General features: G+C 64.0%; 16 protein-coding genes. 14 read left to right on the top strand and 2 right to left on the bottom strand.

What is annotated here, in order from left to right; all coding sequences use genetic code 11:
- The first annotated feature begins 128 nt into the window (after nt 1–128).
- The 11 genes from GGR61_RS03780 (at nt 129) to GGR61_RS03830 (ending at nt 12,447) form a co-directional block, all read left to right on the top strand.
- Nucleotides 129–1,187, top strand: coding sequence for a pilus assembly protein PilM (locus GGR61_RS03780; RefSeq protein WP_343205398.1), 1,059 nt, complete (start codon nt 129–131; stop codon nt 1,185–1,187).
- Nucleotides 1,187–1,972: a PilN domain-containing protein gene (locus GGR61_RS03785; RefSeq protein ID WP_184620473.1), complete on the top strand. Its 786-nt coding sequence runs from the start codon at nt 1,187–1,189 to the stop codon at nt 1,970–1,972. The genes GGR61_RS03780 and GGR61_RS03785 overlap by 1 nt, the downstream gene beginning before the upstream one ends.
- Nucleotides 1,969–2,634: a type 4a pilus biogenesis protein PilO gene (locus GGR61_RS03790; RefSeq protein WP_184620474.1), complete on the top strand. Its 666-nt coding sequence runs from the start codon at nt 1,969–1,971 to the stop codon at nt 2,632–2,634. Before GGR61_RS03785 ends, GGR61_RS03790 begins: the two co-directional genes overlap by 4 nt.
- Nucleotides 2,631–3,164, top strand: a complete 534-nt coding sequence (locus GGR61_RS03795; protein WP_184407545.1) for a pilus assembly protein PilP — start codon at nt 2,631–2,633, stop codon at nt 3,162–3,164. The genes GGR61_RS03790 and GGR61_RS03795 overlap by 4 nt, the downstream gene beginning before the upstream one ends.
- A 19-nt stretch (nt 3,165–3,183) precedes the next feature.
- Nucleotides 3,184–5,148 carry a type IV pilus secretin PilQ family protein gene (locus GGR61_RS03800; RefSeq protein WP_184620475.1) on the top strand — a complete coding sequence of 655 codons (1,965 nt, stop codon included), beginning with the start codon at nt 3,184–3,186 and terminating at the stop codon, nt 5,146–5,148.
- Between the two features lie 261 nt (nt 5,149–5,409).
- Nucleotides 5,410–6,429, top strand: a complete 1,020-nt coding sequence (locus tag GGR61_RS03805) for a MoxR family ATPase (protein ID WP_184407543.1) — start codon at nt 5,410–5,412, stop codon at nt 6,427–6,429.
- Between the two features lie 22 nt (nt 6,430–6,451).
- Entirely contained in the window at nt 6,452–7,414 is a 963-nt protein-coding gene (locus tag GGR61_RS03810) for a DUF58 domain-containing protein (RefSeq protein WP_184620476.1), read from the top strand.
- Between the two features lie 2 nt (nt 7,415–7,416).
- Nucleotides 7,417–7,878 (top strand): DUF4381 domain-containing protein, encoded by a 462-nt coding sequence (locus tag GGR61_RS03815; protein WP_184620477.1) that lies wholly within the window; start codon nt 7,417–7,419, stop codon nt 7,876–7,878.
- Nucleotides 7,875–8,882 (top strand): VWA domain-containing protein, encoded by a 1,008-nt coding sequence (locus tag GGR61_RS03820; protein WP_184620478.1) that lies wholly within the window; start codon nt 7,875–7,877, stop codon nt 8,880–8,882. The genes GGR61_RS03815 and GGR61_RS03820 overlap by 4 nt, the downstream gene beginning before the upstream one ends.
- Nucleotides 8,879–10,717 carry a VWA domain-containing protein gene (locus tag GGR61_RS03825; protein WP_184620479.1) on the top strand — a complete coding sequence of 613 codons (1,839 nt, stop codon included), beginning with the start codon at nt 8,879–8,881 and terminating at the stop codon, nt 10,715–10,717. The genes GGR61_RS03820 and GGR61_RS03825 overlap by 4 nt, the downstream gene beginning before the upstream one ends.
- Entirely contained in the window at nt 10,714–12,447 is a 1,734-nt protein-coding gene (locus tag GGR61_RS03830; RefSeq protein ID WP_184620480.1) for a BatD family protein, read from the top strand. The genes GGR61_RS03825 and GGR61_RS03830 overlap by 4 nt, the downstream gene beginning before the upstream one ends.
- Before the next feature lie 378 nt (nt 12,448–12,825).
- Here the strand turns inward: GGR61_RS03830 and GGR61_RS03835 are convergent, their stop codons facing one another.
- Nucleotides 12,826–13,008, bottom strand: a complete 183-nt coding sequence (locus GGR61_RS03835) for a hypothetical protein (RefSeq protein ID WP_184620481.1) — start codon at nt 13,006–13,008, stop codon at nt 12,826–12,828.
- Nucleotides 13,009–13,176: 168 nt separating this feature from the next.
- Between GGR61_RS03835 and GGR61_RS03840 the strand changes: the two genes are divergently transcribed.
- The gene (locus tag GGR61_RS03840) at nt 13,177–14,457 is read left to right on the top strand and encodes a dicarboxylate/amino acid:cation symporter (RefSeq protein WP_184407536.1); all 1,281 of its coding nucleotides are present in this window, start codon (nt 13,177–13,179) and stop codon (nt 14,455–14,457) included.
- A gap of 268 nt (nt 14,458–14,725) precedes the next feature.
- Nucleotides 14,726–16,726 (top strand): transketolase, encoded by a 2,001-nt coding sequence (tkt, locus tag GGR61_RS03845; protein WP_184407535.1) that lies wholly within the window; start codon nt 14,726–14,728, stop codon nt 16,724–16,726.
- Between the two features lie 95 nt (nt 16,727–16,821).
- On the opposite strand, the gene GGR61_RS03850 is transcribed toward tkt, so the two are convergent.
- Nucleotides 16,822–17,781: an alpha/beta hydrolase gene (locus tag GGR61_RS03850; protein WP_184620482.1), complete on the bottom strand. Its 960-nt coding sequence runs from the start codon at nt 17,779–17,781 to the stop codon at nt 16,822–16,824.
- A gap of 604 nt (nt 17,782–18,385) precedes the next feature.
- Here GGR61_RS03850 and fhuE point away from each other — a divergent pair.
- On the top strand, nt 18,386–20,515 hold the full coding sequence (gene fhuE, locus GGR61_RS03855) for a ferric-rhodotorulic acid/ferric-coprogen receptor FhuE (RefSeq protein WP_260286871.1): 2,130 nt from the start codon (nt 18,386–18,388) through the stop codon (nt 20,513–20,515).
- Nucleotides 20,516–20,821 lie beyond the last annotated feature (306 nt).

The raw sequence follows: 20,821 nt of genomic DNA on the forward strand, positions 1-20,821 counted from the left end.
AGAAGACAGCAGGGGGCACGTCGCGGGGTTGTTGCCTTGCGCGTGAAGTGCTTGTCAACTGTTAAAATTTGATTATTAATACGAGGGCGCAGACAAGCGTCCAAGTGCCCATCGGCAGGGGAGTTTCCGTGGGGCTTCTACCCAAGAGTCAATCGCCACTTATCGGTGTCGATATCAGTTCCACTGCGGTCAAGCTCTTGCAGCTGTCGCGCAGCGGGAATCGTTTTCGCGTGGAACATTACGCGGTGGAACCATTGCCGCCGAATGCGGTCGTGGAAAAGAACATCGTCGAGGTCGAGGCGGTGGGCGAAGCCATTCGTCGCGCCATCAATCGATCCGGCAGCAAGGCCAAGAACGCGGCAGCTGCGGTGGCCGGGTCCGCTGTGATCACCAAGCTGATCCCGATGCCGGCCGATCTGGACGACAGCGATCTGGAAGCCCAGGTCGAACTGGAAGCCACCAACTACATTCCGTACCCGATCGAGGAAGTGAATCTCGATTTCGAGGTGATCGGCCCGATGCCCAACAGCCCGGACATGGTTCAGGTGCTGCTGGCGGCCTCGCGCTCGGAGAATGTGGAACTGCGCCAGTCGGCGCTGGAACTCGGTGGCCTGACCGCCAAGGTGATGGACGTGGAGGCCTTCGCGGTCGAAAACGCCTTTGCCCTGGTTGCCAGCGAACTGCCGGTGGCCGCCGATGCGGTGGTCGCGCTGGTGGATATCGGTGCCACCATGACCACGCTGAGCGTGCTGCGCTCCGGTCGTAGCCTGTACAGCCGCGAACAAGTGTTCGGCGGCAAGCAGCTGACCGACGAAGTGATGCGCCGCTATGGCCTGACCTACGAAGAGGCCGGCCTGGCCAAGCGTCAGGGCGGCTTGCCGGAGAGCTACGAGGTCGAAGTGCTGGAGCCGTTCAAGGAGGCGACGGTGCAGCAGATCAGCCGTTTGCTGCAGTTCTTCTATGCGGGCAGCGAATTCAATCGCGTCGACTGCATCGTGCTGGCCGGCGGTTGCGCCGCGCTGTCGCGCCTGCCGGAGATGGTGGAAGAGCAACTGGGTGTGACCACCGTGGTCGCCAACCCGCTTGCGCAGATGACGCTCGGCCCGAAGGTTCAGGCCCACGCGCTGGCGCTGGATGCGCCTGCATTGATGATTGCCACCGGCCTGGCCCTGAGGAGCTTTGACTGATGGCAAGAATCAATCTATTGCCCTGGCGCGCCGAGCGCCGGAAGGCGCGCGAGCGTGAGTTCTATTCGATGCTGGGCTTCGCCGCGTTGGGCGGCGTGCTGCTGTCGGCGTTGATCTGGTTCTACTACGACGCGCAGATCAGCGGCCAGACCGAGCGCAATGCGTTCCTGACCACCGAGATCGACAAGGTCAAGGCGCAGAACGAAGAGATCAAGGAACTCGACAAGAAGAAGGACCGCCTGCTCGCCCGCAAGAAAGTGATCGAGGAACTGCAGGCCAACCGCTCGCAGATGGTGCACCTGTTCGATTCGCTGGTGCGCACCATCCCCGATGGCGTGGCGCTGACCAACATCAAGCAGGACGGCGACATCCTGACCCTGGAAGGCCGCTCGCAATCCAACGCGCGCGTCAGTGCCTACATGCGCAACCTGGAAGGCTCGGGCTGGATGACCAATCCTGATCTGTCGATCATCGAGGCCAAGAGCCAGGACAAGGCCGGGCAGCCTGCCTCGTCGATGGATACCAAGGCGTTGCCGTACGTGTTCACGCTCAAGGTCAAGCTGGCCAATCCGAACGAGACTGACAAGGACGGCGCCACGCCGGCTGCGGTCGACGCGCAAGCGCCGGGCGCGACGCCGACGCCAGCCGGGACGGCACCTGCGTCCACGCCAGCGGCGGCACCTGCCGCTGCACCTGCGTCCGCCACACCACCGGCCGCCGCGCCTGCACCCGTGCAGCCCGCGCCTGCGCCTGCCAATCGGCCGCAGGAGGGGGCGGCGTCATGAGTAAGAAATCATTCAGGCTCAGCGATCTGGATTTCAACAATATCGGTGGTTGGCCGCAGCAGGCGCGCATCGTGTTCTGCGTGGTCGTCGGGCTGTTCATCCTGGTGCTGGCCTGGTTCCTGTTGATCAGCAGCAAGCGCGATGAACTGGAAGGGCTGGAAGGTACCGAATCCCAGCTGCGTACCGAATTCGAGACGCAGCAGGGGCGTGCGGTGAACCTGGAGCCGCTCAAGCAGCAGCTCGCGCAGATGGAACAGGTGCTGCAGCAGATGCTGCGTCAGCTGCCCAGCAAGACCGAAATGCCGGACCTGATCATCGACATCTCGCAGACCGCGCTGTCCAGCGGCCTGTCCAACGAGCTGTTTCAGCCGGGCCCGGAATCGCCGAAAGAGTTCTATGCCGAAAAGCCGATCGCCTTGCGCATGGTGGGCAGCTACCACCAGTTTGGCGCCTTCGTCAGCGGCGTGGCCTCGCTGCCGCGCGTGGTGATCCTGACCATGCACGACATCAACCTCAAGCCGAAGGACGCCAAGGCCGGCATTACGCCGCGCGGGGCGCTGGAACTGTCCGGCACGGTCAAGACCTATCGGTATCTGGACGATGAGGAAATGGCCGAGCAGGAGAAGGCTGCGGCCGACGCTGCGAAGAAGGGCGGCCAATGACCATGAAACTGCTCAAGATCCTGTCCTGTGTGGCGCTAATTGCAGTATTGCCGGCGTGTAGCCGCGGCGTGACCAGCACACCGGGCGATGCGCCCAATCTGCAAGCCTGGGTCGCCGAGGTGCGTGCGCGCCCGGCGCCGCCATTGGAGCCATTGCCGGTGATGCAGCAGTTCGAGACGTTCGAATACGCAGCGCAGTCGATGCGCGACCCGTTCAGCGATGCCTGGGTCAGTGCGGAAGGTGGTAACGGCACGCGTCCGGATCCGAACCGGCGCAAGGAACCGTTGGAAGCCTTTCCGCTCGACGCCCTCGACATGGTGGGGACCATTGGCGGTGGGTCGGGCTTGATCGCTCTGGTGATGGCGCCGGACAAGGTGACCTACCGGGTGCGGCCGGGCGTGTATCTGGGACAGAGCGATGGCCGGGTGACCGGGGTCTACGAAGACCGCATCGAACTGATTGAACTTGTGCCGGACGGTGCGGGTGGATGGCTTGAACGGCCGGCCGCGCTCGCATTGGATGATCAATAAAGTGATAGGGGATAGCACGATGACGTTTTCCAATGCCCGGCGGCTGCGTCCGGTTCGACGCCACGCGCTGCTCCATGCCTGCGGGTTGGGATTGGCGCTGGCACTGGCCAGCGGCAGTTCGTTCGCGGCGGCAGCGCTCGCTCAGCCTGCGCAGACCTCAGCCAAGGCCGCTCCGGCAAGCCTGGCGGTGTCCAAGATCGACTTCAAGCGCGGTGAAGATGGTGCGGGCCGCCTGATCCTGCAATTCGACGGTCAGGGCGCCAGCCCGGACCTGCGCACGCAGGGCGACAACGTGGTGGTGGACATCAGCAACGCCAAGTTGCCCGCCGAGTTGCAGCGCCCGCTCAATGTCACCGATTTCGCGACGCCGGTGCAGCGGGTCGAGGTCAAGCCGTCCGGTTCCGGTTCGCAGCTGGTGCTGTCGACCAAGGGCGCGTTCGACTCGCTGGCCTATCAGACCGGCAACGAATACGTGGTCGAGATCACTCCGCGCAAGGGCCAGCCGGCGGTCGGTGGCGTGAGCGCCACGGCGGTCACCCAGGCCGCAGCGCAGATCGCTGCACGCGGTTACAGCGGTCGCCCGGTGACGTTCAACTTCCAGGACGTGCCGGTGCGCACGGTGCTGCAGCTGATCGCCGAGGAATCGAATCTCAACATCGTCGCGTCCGACACCGTGCAGGGCAATGTCACGCTGCGCCTGATGAACGTGCCGTGGGACCAGGCACTGGACATCGTGCTGCGCGCCAAGGGCCTGGACAAGCGCCGCGACGGCGGCGTGGTGTGGGTCGCCCCGCAGCCGGAGCTGGCCAAGTTCGAGCAGGACAAGGAAGACGCCCGCATCGCGATCGAGAACCGCGAGGACTTGATTACCGATTACGTGCAGATCAATTACCACAATGCAGCAGTGATCTTCAAAGCGTTGACCGAGGCGAAGGGAATCGGCGGTGGTGGTGGTCAAGGCGGCGGCCAGGGCGGCGGTGGCGCCGGGCAGCAGGACAACGGTTTTCTGTCGCCTCGCGGCCGATTGGTTGCCGATGAACGCACCAATACCCTGATGATCAGCGATATCCCGAAGAAGGTCGCGCAGATGCGCGAGCTGATCTCGCACATCGATCGTCCTGTCGATCAGGTGCTGATCGAGAGCCGGATTGTGATTGCGACCGATACGTTCGCACGTGACCTGGGGGCGCGGTTTGGTGTTACCGGCGCAACTGGGCGCGGAATCCTCAGTGGCTCGCTGGAAAGCAACGTCAATTATTTGAACACCTCGGCACAGCGACAGAATGAGCTTAATAACACTCGGACCGACACTTCGCCTGGAACCAGCAACACGTTGCCGGCGCATTTGTTCCCATCGGGACTGAATCTTGATCTTGGGGCTGGCGGCTTCACCAACAGTGGTGCGGCTGGGCTCGCCTATACCCTGCTGGGCTCCAACTTCAACCTGGATATCGAGCTGTCGGCAATGCAGGAAGAAGGGCGCGGCGAAGTCGTTTCCAATCCGCGCATCGTGACCGCCAATCAGCGTGAAGGTGTGATCAAACAGGGCCGCGAAATCGGCTATGTGACCATCAGTGGCGCGGGCGCTGCAGGTGGCGGGTCGCAGGCCAATGTGCAGTTCAAGGAGGTCCTGCTCGAACTCAAGGTGACGCCGACGATCACCAACGATAACCGCGTTTTCCTCAATATGAATGTCAAAAAGGACGAAGTGGCACGCTTCATTACCTTGCCGCAATACGGCACCGTGCCGGAAATCAACCGTCGGGAAGTCAATACAGCAGTATTGGTGGCCGATGGCGAGACGGTGGTGATCGGCGGTGTGTACGAATTCACTGATCGTGAGAGTGTGTCGAAGGTGCCGTTCCTGGGTGACATCCCGTTCCTGGGCAACCTGTTCAAGAAGCGTGGGCGCAGCAAGGAAAAGGCCGAGCTGCTGGTCTTTGTGACCCCCAAGGTATTGCGGGTCGCAAACGCAGCGCGGTAAATGTGCTGAATGTAGGAGGCCGCGAAAGCGGCCTTCTTCTTTTAGGCGATGCACTCGAATCCTAGGCGCAGTGCAAATACGTCCGTCCCAAGTTGGGAGGCTTACCTGACCGTTAGAACGGGGCGATCAATGCCATGGTGTCTTTCCGCGATGCAGGTGCGCCGCATATCCGTGGGCAGGCAGCATGACCCTGGCCGCTCAATGAACGTCATTCCTGGTCCGCAGTGAACCATTCGCCCCCGAATCGGTCACACTGGGTCTATGAACGCACCGCCGCTTTTACCCCCAGAAGCCGCTGCCGCGCCCGCCGAGGACCGGTTGCATCGTCAATTCACCTCACTGCGCGAGTCGCTGGCGCAGCGCATCGTCGGGCAGTCGGCGCTGGTCGAGCGCTTGCTGATCGCCTTGCTGGCCGACGGTCACCTGCTGGTGGAGGGCGCGCCCGGGCTGGCCAAGACCACCGCGATCCGCGCGCTGGCCTCGCGGCTGGAAGCCGATTTCGCGCGGGTGCAGTTCACCCCTGATCTGTTGCCTTCCGATTTGACCGGTACCGAGATCTGGCGACCGCAGGACAGCCGGTTCGAGTTCATGCCGGGGCCGATCTTCCACCCGATCCTGCTGGCCGACGAGATCAACCGTGCGCCGGCCAAGGTGCAGTCGGCGCTGCTGGAAGCCATGGGCGAGCGGCAGGTCACTGTCGGCCGGCATACCTATGCATTGCCGCAGCTGTTCCTGGTGATGGCGACACAGAACCCGATCGAGCAGGAGGGCACGTTCCCGTTACCCGAGGCGCAGCTGGATCGCTTCCTGATGCATGTGCGCATCGGTTATCCGCACGCCGACGCCGAGGCGGAGATCCTGCGCCTGGCACGCGAAGCTGCGCGCGACACCTTGGAAAAGCACGAGACCGTGCCCGAGAAGATTCCGCTGGAAGACGTGTTCGCTGCGAGACGCGTGGTGCTGGATGTGCACCTGGCGCCGCAGCTGGAACGCTATCTGATCGAGATCGTGCTGGCCTCGCGCGACGCCCAGCGCTATGACCCGGCGCTGGCGCGTCGGATTGCGTGGGGTGCGAGCCCGCGTGGTTCCATTGCGCTGGAGCGCTGCGCACGTGCGCGTGCCTGGCTGGCCGGACGCGACTATGTGACGCCGGACGATATCCGTGCGATCGCGCCGGATGTGCTGCGTCATCGCGTATTGCCCAGCTACGAAGCCACCGCCGAAGGCTGGGATGGCGAACGTCTGGTCGCCGCCTTGCTGGAAAAGATTCCGCTGCCCTGATCGGGTAGCGTGTCGCCGAGGTATGCCGCCCTCTGACCAGAATCCGATGTCTTCGATGCCGTCTTCGTCCCCTGCCATCGCTCCGTCGTCGATCGCCGGTGATGGACTGCGCCCCACGCTTGCGGAGTTGATCGCGCTGCGTGGCAGCGCCATCCACCGCGGGCAGCCGGGTCGTGGTCGGCATGGGGTGGTGGGGCCGGTGCCGGCGGCGACACGTGGACGCGGGATGGAGTACGCCGAGTCGCGTGAGTACGTGGCTGGCGACGATGCGCGGCATATCGACTGGCGCGTCACCGCGCGCACCGGGCGTGCCCACACCAAGCTGTTTCAGGCCGAGCGCGAACGCCTGAGTCTGATCGTGGCCGATACCTCGCCTGCGCTCTTCTTCGGTACGCGGGTGCGCTACAAATCGGTGCAGGCCGCACGTGCCGGCGCGGTGGCCGCGTGGTTGGCGCAGCGGCAAGGCGACCGGATCGCCGCCTTGCGTGGCACCGCCAGCGAAGCGCCGATCGCCCCGCGCTCCGGTCAACGCGGCGTGCTGCCGGTGCTGGATGCGTTGGCGCGCTGGTACGCGCAGCCGCCGTCCGGCGATGCCGGTCTGGATGTCGCACTGGATCATGCCGCACGACTGCTGCGCCCGGGCGCGCGGCTGACCGTGCTGGCCGATGCACGCAGTGCCTGCCGGATTTCCGCCACGCGTTGGTCGGGCCTGGCGTTGCATCACGAGGTGGTGGTGATCGTGTTGGTCGATCCGTTGGAGCTGTCGCCGCCTGCAAGCGCGCTCACCTTCGATGTGCGTGGCGAGCGCATTGCGATCGATCTGTCCACGCAGGCCGGACGCGCGCGGTGGCAGGCCGAATTCGTGGCGCCGCTCGAACAACTGACATCGCTGTTGCAGGCACGCGGCGTGCGCTTGCATCGCCTGTCCACCGACGATGCCAGCGACGCCTGGTTGGGCAGCAGCACCGCCGTGCGGAGCCGATGACGATGGCGCCGCAATCGCTGCCGCTGCGCGATGTCCATCTGCCGCCGTCACCCTCGTGGTGGCCGCTGGCGCTTGGTTGGTGGCTGGTGATCGCAGCGGTGGTGCTGGTGCTTGGAACTGCGTGGTTCTGGTGGTGGCGTCGCCGCCGTCAGCAGCGTCGCTGGTTGGCGGCTTTCGATGCCGAGCTGCGACGCGCGACGACGCCGGCGCAGCGATTGGCAACCTTGTCTGGGTTGTTGCGGCGCGCGGCGCGCGGTGTCGATGCGCAGGCCGATCGGCTGCAGGGCGAGGAGTGGCTGCAGTTTCTGGACGGGCGTAAGAGCAAGACGCAGGCCTTTTCGCAGGGACCGGGCCGGGCGGTACTGGAGGGAGGATTTCAACGTGCGCCGACGGTGGCCGACCTGGATGCGGTGCAGGCGTTGGCGCGCCAGCGCTTTGTGAGCTTGATGCGGGGCCGGCGATGAACTGGCTGCAGTGGTCGCAATGGCAGGACGCGCTGGCAAATTGCGCATGGCCGTGGGCGTGGTGGTTGATGCCGCTACCGTTGCTGATGTGGTTCTGGCCGCAGCGTCGCGCCGATACGGCTGCGCTGCGCGTGCCTTATGCGGATCAGTTGCGTGCAGTGGCGCAGGCCAAAAGCATACCGGCGCTGCGGGTGCCACGTTGGCTCGCCTGGTTGGGCTGGTTCTTGCTGTGCGCGGCGCTCGCGCGCCCGCAGCAACTGGGCGATGTGATCCAGCCGCCGCGCGAGGCGCGCCAGATGATGTTGGCGGTGGACCTGTCCGGCAGCATGAGCGAGCCGGACATGGTGCTCGGCGGCAACGTGGTGGATCGCCTGACCGCCGCCAAGGCGGTGTTGTCGGACTTTCTGGACCGGCGCGACGGCGATCGTGTCGGCCTGCTGGTGTTCGGCCAGCGCGCTTATGCGTTGACCCCGTTGACCGCCGACCTGACCTCCGTGCGCGATCAGTTGGCCGACAGCGTGGTCGGACTGGCCGGGCGCGAAACCGCGATCGGCGATGCGATCGCCTTGTCGGTCAAGCGGCTGCGCGAGCAAAAACAAGGTCAGCGCGTGGTGGTGTTGCTGACCGATGGCGTCAATACCGCAGGCGTGCTCAATCCGCTCAAGGCGGCCGAACTCGCCAAGGCCGAAGGCGTGCGGGTCCACACCATCGCCTTTGGCGGCAGCGGAAGTTATTCGTTGTTCGGCGTGCCGATCCCGGCCGGCGCCAACGACGATATCGATGAAGACGGGCTGCGCAAGATCGCCCAGCAGACCGGCGGGCGTTTCTTTCGCGCCCGCGATACCGAAGAGCTGGCCGGCATCTACGCCGAGCTGGATCGTCTGGAGCCGGTGAAGGCACTCGGCCCGTCGGTGCAGCCGCGCGTGGAGCGCTATTACTGGCCGCTGGGCGCGGCGATCGTGATTGCGCTGCTGGCCTACGTGTTGCCACGGAGATGGCGATGAACGCGCTGGCCGAGGTCATGGGCGCGTGGCAGTCGTTGCATCTGTTGCGCCCGATGCTGCTCTGGGCGCTGCTTGCGATCGTTCCGGCAGCGGTGCTGTGGCACGTGCGTCGCCGCAGTGCGGATGTGTGGCGGCACAACGTGGATGCGCATCTGTTGCCGAGGTTGCTGGTTGCCGGTGGTCGGCGTGGATGGCTGGGATTCGCACTGGCTGCGTTGACCTACTCACTGGCGGTGGTGGCAATGAGCGGGCCGAGTTGGCGCCAGACCGAGCGGCCGGTGTACCAATCCAGCAGGCCGTTGGTGGTGGCGCTGGATCTATCGTCCAGCATCAATGCCAACGATCTGCCGCCATCGCGCCTGCTGCAGGCACGCGCCAAATTGGCCACGCTCCTGCGCAAGCGGGCCGGCGGCGAAGTCGCGCTGCTGGTCTACGCGGGCGAAAGCTTCACCGTGGCGCCGTTGACCGACGACACCGCAAACGTTGCGCTGTTTCTGGATGCGCTATCGCCATCGGTGATGCCGGTGGACGGCAAGCGCGCCGATACCGCCATCGACGCGGCCACGCAGTTGTTGTTGCACGCCGGCTTCCGGCAGGGCGACATCCTGCTGGTCAGCGATAGCGCGGACAGGGCCGCCGACAGTGCGGCGCGGCTGGCGCGTTCGCGCGGATTCCGCGTGTCTGCGCTCGGTGCAGGCAGCGAGCGCGGTGCGGCCTATCGCACGGCCAACGGCGAGATCGCGCAGGCCAAGCTCGACGAGGGCAGCCTGCGCGATCTGGTCGGGCAGGGCGGTGGCCGGTACGCGCGCATCGCGCCCGATGATGCGGATCTGCGCGCGTTGGGTGTGCTCGATCCTGCGCAACAACCACTGGCTGATGAGACGGCCGAAGCCAACGGCGGCAAGACCTGGCTGGACGAAGGGTATTGGTTGCTGCTGCCGGTGATGCTGCTGGGCCTGCTGGCGTTTCGTCGCCGCGCTGTGGTGGCGGTCCTGGCGCTGGTGTGCGTGTTGCCGCTGGCCCAGCCGGCAGAAGCCGCCGATCGCTCGTTGTGGCAGCGTGCCGACCAGGTGCAGCAACAACGTCTGGATGCGGGCGTGCAGGCCTACCGCCGAGGTGATTTTGCGGCGGCGCAGAAAGCCTTTGAAGGCGTGCCCACCGATGAGGGGTTGTATAACCTCGGCAATGCGCTGGCGCGGCAGGGGCAGTATGACGAGGCGATTGCGGCCTACGATCGTGCGCTCAAGCAACAGCCCCGTCAGCCCGATGCCATTGCCAATCGCGCGGCGGTGGAGGCGGCGCGCAAGCGCCAGCAGCAGAGCAACAAAGACGGGAAAGGCCAGTCCAAAGACCAGAAGTCATCCGGGCAGAGCAACGCCGGCGAAAATCGCTCCGGGCAAAACAAGCAGGACAACCAGTCCTCTGGTCAGGACGGGCAGGACCAGCAGGATTCGCAGGGCAAACCGGACGGCAAGGACCAGTCATCTTCGCAGCCGCCACAGGACGGGAAGTCGCAGGACCAACAGTCCAAGAGCGGGCAAGGCGAGCAGAGCAAGCAGGACGCACCGCCGCAATCGGCCGATGCCAAGGCACAGCAGCAGGCCGATGCCGCACAGCGGCAAAAGATGCAGCAGGCGATGGCCCAGGCCGGCGACAAGAACGCCGATGCAAGCGGCAAACCGGCGACTGCGGCAAGCGACAGCGAGACGCCGGAACAGCGCGAGCAACGCCAGGCGGTGGATGCCTGGTTGCGGCGGGTACCGGACGATCCGGGCAGCTTGCTGCGCACCAAATTCAGGCTGGAACACGAACGCAGGCAACGGGACGGACGATGATCGGCACACTCCATTTGCGCCGCGCGGCAATCGGCATGTTGACCAGCGTGGTGCTGCTCGCCAGCGCTCCGGTTGGTGCGGTGACGCGCGCCTGGCTGGATCGGGACAGCGCCAACGCCGGCGACGTGGTGATGTTGAATATCGAAACCGATCAACGCGGCGTCGATCCGGATTACACGCCGTTGCGCAGCGACTTCGCGCTGGGCGCCAAGAGCGCCAACCAGCAGATGCAGGTGACCAATGGCGCGGTGACGGTGCGTGCGTTGTTCGGTGTGGTGTTGACCCCGCGCAAGAGCGGCGAGCTGATCGTGCCGGCGATCCGCGTCGGTAACGAGCGCACCGAGCCGTTGCGGTTGCAGGTGGTTGGTGCGGCAAACGATGCCGGCAGCAGCGCACCGGGCGAAGCGAGTGCGGCGCAGGGCAACGAGGAGGTCTTCGTCCAGACGCAGGTGGACGATCCGCAGCCCTATGTGCAGCAAAGCGTCGGGGTGGTGTTGCGGTTATACTTCGCCAACCAGCTGGCGTCGGGCGAACTGGATCTGGATGCGCCCGCTGGCGCATCGCTGCAACGCGTTGGCGATGACGTCAATTCGGTCAAGATGGTCAACGGGCGCCGCTACAACGTCGTGGAGCGCCGTTACCTGCTGGTGCCCGAGCGCAGCGGACGCGTGGTGCTGCCCTCGGCGCGGTTCAATGGGCGCTCGGTGGGCGGGTTCTTCGACGACTACTTCGGTCGCGGCAACGGCGAACTGAGCGCGCGCAGCGCCAGCATTGCGCTGCAGGTGCGCGCGCAGCCTGCCAATGCGCCGCAGCCGTGGTTGCCGCTGCGCAGCCTGCAGTTGCGCTATACGACCACGCCGCAGCGCGCGAGGGCCGGTGAAGCGGCGCAGATCGTGGTCGAAGCCAGCGCACGCGGTGCCACCCAGGCGCAGTTCCCGGAATTGCCGACTCCGAGCGTGCCCGACGCGCAAGTGTTCGCCGAGCCAGCGCAGTACGAGGAACGCTTCGTGGATGGATCGCCGCAACTGCGGCTGACCCGGCGCTATTCGATCGTGCCCAATCGCGCCGGCCCGCTGGTGGTGCCGGGTTTGCAGGTGGCTTGGTGGGACGTGGGGGCGGCGGCCAAGACCGCAGCGCTGCCGGACCTCACGCTGGACGTGGCCGCCGGGAGTGGGGCCTTTGCGACGCCTGCGCCTGCACCCGCAGCAAGTCCGTCGCCGGATAACGCAGCAGCACTTGCTCCAGCGGCCAGCACACTGGGTGCGCAGCCATCGGCAGCTGCACCACGGCCATGGGGCTGGATCGGCGCGGCGATCGGGTTTGCGTTGTTGTGGATCGCCACCCTGGTGTGGGCCTTGCTGCAGCGTCGCGGGGGAGTGCACCGTGCCCCGGCGAGCACTGGCAGCGACGCGCCTGCGCCCGGCCGGCGTGCGACCCATGGCGTGGCCGAGTTGCGCCGCGCGCTCGATAGCGGTGGCATGGACGATGTGGCTGCGGTGTTGTGCGGTATGGCTGGCCTGACCGAGATCGACAGCGTGCTCGCAGCGTTGGCGGATCCGGCCCAGCGTGCGGCGGTGGCGCAGATGCAGCGCGCCCGCTGGGGCGGCGATGGCGATGTGGCTGCGGCGCGGGCGGCACTGCGGCAAGCCTTCGCCAAGGGGCCGCGCTGGCGCAATGCCACCGCAGCAGAGCCGGAGGTGCTGGCGCCGTTGTATCCGCCTGCGCCGTGATCGGCTGTGCTGCCGCTTCATCGGTTGACAGACCGTGGATGGTCGCCATGCCGTGTATCGCTGTGACCCATTGAATCTGATTGCGCAACTGGGTGACTAGCGGTGTTGCCGAGCGTTGGGCTGCGGCTTGGCTGCAGGGCGCTTGCCCGCCTAACATCGCGGGACACGCCGCAAGTACGTCCTTGTGTGCTCTCTTCTGCAGCATCCATGCAGCATCCATGCCGCATAAGAGCCCGCGACGGTAGGCGGGTAAGGGCCAGTCGAGACGATCGGTACGCAAGGTTTTCAGCAAAGCAATCAGCACATGTCCTGGCGCGGTGTCCTTGCCCTCGACCACCGATCTTGGCGATCCGCATTCCCCGAAACCAAACCTTTCGTTTAGTGCAATCTGCTGTTTGCTACGAATAATTCGGTTTTCAAGCTGGCGACAAAATAGGAAAAGTCCTCTGCAACTGCTTCAACCTGATCCCAGCCGTAGCCGTTGTCGCCGAAGCGTTTTGCCGTAAGGAGATGTAGGTTTTCGCCCTTGGCGCGACGCTCCAAAAAATAACGTGGATTCACTCATCGCAGCACCCCGGCACGTGCCGCCACCCTCCACGGGGTGGTGAATGCAGCTACCGTCGAGGTGCACCTACCCTTGGACAGAAGCATGGCGTCGTGCCGGGTAGGTGGCCGCGGGGATGGCGTTTGTTAAGCTCCGGGGATTGTGTCCAGATCAAGGCCGACCAGATGACTGCATCCCCAGCCGCACGCCGCCCGGGCCTGCCCCTGCATTGGAAGATGGGCATTGGCTTCGCCGTGGGCCTGTTGTTGGGTCTGGCCGTGTACTACCTGGCCGGCAGCGATGCCGAGTGGGTGCGGCTGGCGACCAAGTACGTGACGACGCCGTTCTCGCAGATTTTCCTCAATCTGATCTTCATGCTGATCGTGCCGCTGCTGTTTTCGGCGCTGGTGATGGGCATCTCCGAAATGGGTGACATCCGCGCGCTGGGGCGGGTGGGGTGGCGCACGTTGGGCTACACCGTGGTGCTGTCCGGCATTGCGGTGCTGCTCGGTCTGGTGCTGGTCAACGTGCTCAAGCCCGGTGCGGGCGTGGACCCGCAGCTGGCCAATCAGCTGATCCAGGAAAACGCCGACCGCACCCGCGAGATCATTTCCAGCTCCGGCACCCAGCCGCAGGGCATGGATATGTTGCTGTCGATCGTGCCCAACAACGTGATCGCCGCCGCGTCCAGCAATGGCGCGATCCTGTCGCTGATGTTCTTCGCAGTGATGTTTGGCGTCGGCATGGTGCTCACCGCCGACGAAAAGGTCGCCACGCTCAAGCGCGGCATCGAGGGCATCTTCGAAATCTCGATGACCTTGATCGGGCTGGTGATTCGCCTGGCTCCGTATGCGGTGGCCTGCTTCATGTTCAACCTGGCCGCGCTGTTCGGGTTCGATCTGTTGATCCGCCTGGGCGCCTACGTGGGCGTGGTGGTGTTGGCGCTGGGCCTGCACATGGTGGTCAGCTACGGGCTGGCGGTGAAGTTTGCCGGGCGCTCGCCGCTGGGCTTCTTCAAGCAGACCCAGGAGGCCACGATGATGGCGTTTTCCACTGCCTCCAGTAACGCGACCTTGCCCACCGCCTTGCGCGTGGCCGACGAAATGGGCCTGCCGCCGCGCGTGTCGCGCTTTGTGCTGACCGTCGGCGCCACCGCAAACCAGAACGGCACCGCGCTGTTCGAGGGCGTGACGGTGATCTTCCTGGCGCAGTTCTTCAATGTGGACTTGAGCATCGGCCAGCAATTCATGGTGATGCTGGTCTGCATCCTGGGCGGCATCGGCACCGCTGGCGTACCGTCTGGCTCGCTGCCGGTGGTGGCGCTGATCTGCGCGATGGTCGGGGTCAACCCGGTCGGCATCGGCATGATCCTGGGCGTGAACCACTTCCTGGATATGTGTCGCACTGCGCTCAATGTCACGGGCGACCTGGCGCTGACGACCTTGGTGGCCAAGGGCGAAGAGTAGGGATTCGGGAGGCGGGATTGGGGGATTCGGAGGAGCCGGCTGCCGCGGCCGTCGGGCGCCCCATGTCAGCTTTTAAGGTGTGACGACAGGGCTTGCGTCTTCATCAGTGGCATCGTTGTCCAGCGGACGAGCTTGCAGAGGCTCTTGCTCTTGCTCCGGCTTCACCAATCCCGACTCCCCACTCTCCAATCCCGGCCCCACTAACACGCTCTGTGGGAGAATAGCGGTCTCCGCTTCCAGCGGTTTCCCTCCGCTTCCATAGACGCCCATGACCCAGCCCACCCGCCGCCAGCTGGCCAACGCCATCCGTTTTCTCGCCGCCGATGCGGTCGAAGCCGCCAAATCCGGCCATCCCGGCATGCCCATGGGCATGGCCGATATCGCCGAAGTGCTGTGGAACGATTTCTTCCGGCACAACCCGAACAACCCGCAGTGGTTCAACCGCGACCGTTTCGTGCTGTCCAACGGCCACGGCTCGATGCTGCAATACGCGCTGCTGCACCTGTCCGGCTACGACCTGCCGATCGAACAGCTCAAGCAGTTCCGTCAGCTGCACAGCAAGACCGCGGGCCACCCCGAGCGCAGCGAAACCCCCGGGGTGGAAACCACCACCGGTCCGCTGGGGCAGGGCTTTGCCAATGCCGTGGGCTTTGCGCTGGCCGAGAAGTTGCTGGCGCAGCGCTATAACCGCCCGGAGCTGGAAATCGTCGACCACCGCACCTGGGTGTTCATGGGCGATGGCTGCATGATGGAAGGCATTTCCCATGAAGCCGCCTCGCTGGCCGGCACCTGGGGCCTGGGCAAGCTGGTCGCGTTCTGGGACAACAACCATATCTCCATCGACGGCAACACCGCCGGCTGGTTCAGCGACGACACCCCGGCGCGTTTCGAAGCCTACGGCTGGCATGTGATCCGCGATGTGGACGGGCATGACGCCGACAAGATCAAGGCGGCGATTGAAGCAGCGCTAGAAAACAGCGACAAGCCGACCCTGATCTGCTGCCGCACCAAGATCGGCTTCGGTGCGCCGACCAAGGCCGGCAAGGAATCCTCGCACGGCGCGCCGCTGGGCAAGGAAGAACTGGAAGGTGCGCGCAAGGCGCTGGATTGGCCGTACGGCCCGTTCGAAATTCCCGAAGAGATCTACGCCGGCTGGCGCGCAGGTGGCACCGGTACGCTGCGTCAGGCCGAGTGGGAGCAGCTGTTCGACAAGTACGGCAAGCAGTACGCGGCCGAAGCTGCCGAACTGACCCGTCGCTCGCACGCCGAACTGCCGGCCGACTTCATCGCCCAGGCCGATGCCTACATCGCCAAGGCGCAGCAGGACGGCCAGACCATCGCCTCGCGCAAGGCCTCGCAGCTGGCGATCGAAGCGTTCGCGCCGCTGTTGCCGGAACTGATCGGCGGCTCGGCCGATCTGGCGCATTCCAACCTGACCTTGTGGAAGGCCAGCAAGTCGGTGGCCACCGACGACCCGGATGCCAACTACGTGTATTACGGCGTGCGCGAATTCGGCATGACCGCCATCGCCAATGGTCTGGCGCTGCATGGTGGCTTCATTCCTTTCGATGCCACCTTCCTGGTGTTCAGCGACTACGCGCGCAATGGCGTACGCATGAGCGCGTTGAATCCGGCGCATGCCATCCACGTGTACACGCACGACTCGATCGGCCTGGGTGAAGACGGCCCGACCCATCAGCCGGTGGAACACCTTGCCTCGCTGCGCTACATCCCCAACAACGATGTGTGGCGCCCGGGCGACGCGGTGGAATCGGCGGTGAGCTGGAAGGCCGCCATCACCCGCAAGGACGGCCCGAGCTGCCTGGTGTTCAGCCGCCAGAACCTGCAGCACCAGCCGCGTAGCGCCGAGCAGCTCAAGCTGATCGAGCGCGGTGGTTACGTGCTGGCCGATGCCGAAGGCGGCACGCCCGACGTGATCCTGATCGGTACCGGTTCGGAAGTCGGCCTGGCGATGGAAGCCAAGAAGACCCTGGACGCTGCCGGTTTGAAGACGCGCGTGGTGTCGATGCCGTCCACCGACGTGTTCGATCGCCAGGATGCGTCCTACCGCGAGTCGGTGCTTCCGAATGCAGTGCGCAAGCGCGTGGCGGTGGAAGCGGGCGTGACCGGCTTCTGGCGCAAATACGTGGGCCTGGATGGCGATGTGGTCGGTATCGACACCTTCGGCGCCTCGGCGCCGGCGGATCAGCTGTATGCGTACTTCAAGATCACCGCCGAGCATGTGGTTGCGGCTGCCAAGGCGCTGTAAGGCCTGAGGTGTTGCCTGAAAGAAGAGCCGGCGAAAGCCGGCTTTTTTTTACCTTGTGTGCGATGCGCCACCGTGCAACGGAGACATTGCGCGTGTCAGTGCGCGTCGTTGGCCAGCGCCGATGCGCGGATCCTGGTCAGCACGTGCAACTGTGCGTCCAGCATCGGCGGATTGGGATCGTGCCCGGTGCGCGGCAGCAACAGGAAGTGCTTGGACGGGGCAGAAAGCCCATCGAAATAAGCCTTGCTGATCTCCTTCGGGGTGACCAGATCCTGCTCGCCCTGGATCAGGTAGACCGGCATGGCGAACTGCGGCCCGAGTTTGTGCAGGTCGATCCGCGGCCCCATGCCGTCGCCTGCCAGCCCGACGAACTGCAGGAAGGAATAGTCTTCGCCGGCTTCATAAGCTGCGCGGTAGTCGGGCGTGTCGTACTCGGCTGCGAAGGTGAACCAGCCGTCCGGTGCCGGATCGGTGCTCAAGGCTTCGTACTTGCGCGTCAGGCGCCGAAGCACCCCGAAGTTGCGCGGGTTGCTCCAGGGCGGCGGCCCGATCGTTTCCAGCTTGCCGATGGCGTCTGCATCGCTGGCCGCCTGGGCCAGGCGCAGCGTCTTGGCGTAGCTCGACGCCATGTCGTTCTGGTAATTGACCAGTTGCGCCGTGCCGACATAGGCATGAAACAGCTCGGGACTGGCCTTGGCGATGTTGACGGCCAGCGCCGAGCCCCACGATCCGCCCATCAGGATGAGTTTGTGCTTGCCCAGCCGTTGCGTGGCATAGCGCGCGACCTCGCGACCGTCCTGGGTCAGCCGCTGCATCGTCAGCGTCTCGCCGTCGGCGGGTTTGCTTGCCGCGTAGGTCTTGCCGGAGCCGCGTTGGTCCCACTGCACGATGGTGAAATCGCGCGTCCAGCTGCCGAACAGATGTTGCGCGAACGGCGTGTTGGGATTGCCCGGCCCGCCATGGACGATCAGCACCACGGGGTTGCGGCAGTCCTGGCCTTCGATCGTGACCCATTGCAGGATACCGCCAATCGGGACAAGGCCGGCTTCGTGCACGCTGCTGCCCGGCGCACGGCACGCATCGTTCGGCGGTATTTCCTTTGAAGGTGCAGCGCTCAGTCCCGGCGCGCATGCAGCAGGAGTGCGGCTGCCATCCAGCATTTCTTCATCTGATCTCCATTGCGTTGCACTCCGTTGTCGATGAGTGGCCTGTCTGCCTGGCACTCGCGCCGAGTGTTGCGTGCAGGCGGCTTCGACCACAATGCCTGTCGTCCAGCAGACGTGCGGAGGCGGATGTTGATGTCTTGCGGGCAATCACGGCGGATCCGTGGTGTCGGCGGAGCGGGCGATGGGAGCGCCCGGCATTGCAGGGGCGCGGTTAAACCGGGCTGATCCTTTGGGTGGCGCGTGCCTCCGACCCGGTGCATCTGCTGGCAGCACGCATCGGCATGTCTGTAGCGTTCGCTTGGGTTGAACGGGCGCTAAAAATTTGTAAATCCTCCTATTTAAAATGTGAATCATTCCCATTAAGATGGTGCGTTGCCGGTGGTACGGCACACGTTCCCCCTTGTTGCCGGCGCCGCCTCTTCGCAGCGCGTGGTCTGATCCGTTTGCGTTGGAGTCCCCGATGACCCGTAGTATCGAATTGCGTCTTGCTTCTATGGGCGCGCGTCGCCATGTCCTGCCGCGCGCGCTGTTGGCCGCGCTGTGCACGATGGCCGCCGGCCAGGTGCTGGCCGAGGCGCCTGTTGCCGCCGCCGATGCCGAGGTCACCACGCTGGACCGGCTCAACGTGCAGGCTGAACAGGCCAACGGCTATACGGTGGAAAAGACCACCGCCGGCACGCGCATGGACCTGTCTCTGCGGGAGATTCCGCAGTCGGTCAGCGTCATCACACGTGATCGTTTGGACGACCAGAATCTCCAGACGATTACCGACGTGCTTGCCAATGTGACCGGTATCTCCGGCACCTTTGCTGACAGCGAGCGGCCCTCATTCTTTGCGCGCGGCTTCCGCATCGACAATTATCAATTTGATGGGATTCCAACCACCTTGGTACCGGCCTGGACATACGGCGACGGCGGGCTCGACTTGGCCATCTATGATCGGATCGAAGTAGTCCGTGGCGCTACCGGTCTGCTGACCGGTGCCGGTAATCCATCGGCCTCGATCAACCTGGTGCGTAAGCACGCTGACAGCCATAAACTGACTGGAAGTGTCTCGACAATGGCGGGCAGCTGGGGCAATACGCGCAGCGTGGTCGACGTTACTGTGCCACTTAACGCTAGCGGCAGCGTACGTGTGCGAGCGGTCGGCTCTTATCAAGACAAAGAGTCCTTCATGGATCGCTATGGTTTCACCAACAAGGTCGGATATGCCGTGTTGGATGCTGATGTTGGCGAGAACACTCTTCTAAGTATTGGTTACGACTATCAGGATAAGCGAGTCAGCGATCCCACCTGGGGCGGATTCCCGATGTTGTGGAGCGACGGCACGCGCACACGCTGGGATCGATCGCTTAACTTTGCACCGGAGTACACACGCTGGAACACTGCCTCTAAGCGTGCATTCGCAAGTCTCAACCATCGGTTTGACAATGATTGGAAGCTGACAGCGGTGCTTAATCAAGGTAAGGCTGATTCGGATTCCAAATTGTTTTACCTATATGGCCTACCCTCGCGTGTAGACGGCGTCGGTGTGTTTGGAGGTGCCGGCTGGTACATTTTGCAGCGCGAAACTCGCGCGGCTGACGTCTATGCTGAAGGTCCGTTTCAATTATTCGGCCGTCAACATCAGCTCGTCACAGGACTAAGTGTCAATCGCCAGGAAAACTCTTATACCGGAACTTTTGTTGACGCGATCGCTTTACCTGATTTCTCTACTTGGGACGGCGTGACTCCTGAACCTGCCTGGCCTGGTCTGGCTTCAATGGGTGGTGAGATTGTTCGGCAGAATGCAGGCTATGCGGCGGCCCGTCTTTCGCTGGCCGATCCGCTTACTTTGATACTCGGTGCCCGCCACACTCGCTGGGAAAGCGAGGGGGCGGGCGTCGATCGCGAACACAATGTTACGACTCCATATGCCGGGCTGGTGTACGACATTGATAAAACGTGGTCGACGTACCTCAGCTATAGCGATATCTTTAATCCTCAATCGCTGAAGTCCAGAGACGGTACCTTTCTCGATCCAGTCGAGGGCCGCAACTACGAGGCCGGAGTGAAGGCTGCCTGGTTCGATGGAGGTCTCAACGCATCGTTGGCAATCTTCCGTATCGAGCAGGACAATCTCGCACAAGCAGTTCCCGGTGTGGTCCTGCCGGGAACCGGCGAGCAGGTTTACGTGGGTGCGCGTGGCACAGTAAGCGAAGGCTTTGATTTCGAAGTGTCTGGTGAAATAACAGCCGGTTGGAATGCAACCTTCGGTGGCTCGCACTACACCGCACGTGATGCAGATGATGCTTCCATCAACACTGAATTGCCGCGCAGTACGTTGAAGCTGTTCACCAGCTACACCCCTCAGGGCAGTTGGAATGCGCTGACCGTTGGCGGTGGCGTCAACTGGCAGAACCGAACCTATACAGACGTGCTTGCCCCATTTGGCGCGACACGTGTAGAGCAGGGTGGTTACACGCTTGTGAGCTTGTTTGCACGTTATCGTATTGCCCCGCAGTTTTCGGTACAGGTCAATCTTGAAAACTTGCTTGACGAGCGCTACTACGGGCAGATCAGTGGCGGCGGTGCATGGGGTAATCCTCGGAACGGTGCGCTTACGTTCAATTACACGTTCTGATTGCGGGCAACCTCTGGCGTAGTGTCAGCGCCTGACGTATCGCCGTGAAATGCACGGGTGCCTTGCGAAAGGTGCCCGTGCTTTTTTGTGGCTATGAGAGATAGGTAAATATCGCAATCTCTCGCTGAAAGGGTGCGGTTGCGCCGGGTACCGGCTGGATCAACGCCCAGCGCATCGAAGTGTCGGGCGGAATGTTGATCTGAGAGCGGGCAACAACTCCAGCCTTTAGCCGGCAGGCGCGGTGCCGGTGCCCGGAATCGGCATATACCAAACGAATAAGCCGTTTCCGTCGTGCCGTCGGCCCTT

It is taken from the genome of Xanthomonas sp. 3058, assembly GCF_014199765.1.
Taxonomy (GTDB): domain Bacteria; phylum Pseudomonadota; class Gammaproteobacteria; order Xanthomonadales; family Xanthomonadaceae; genus Xanthomonas; species Xanthomonas campestris_B.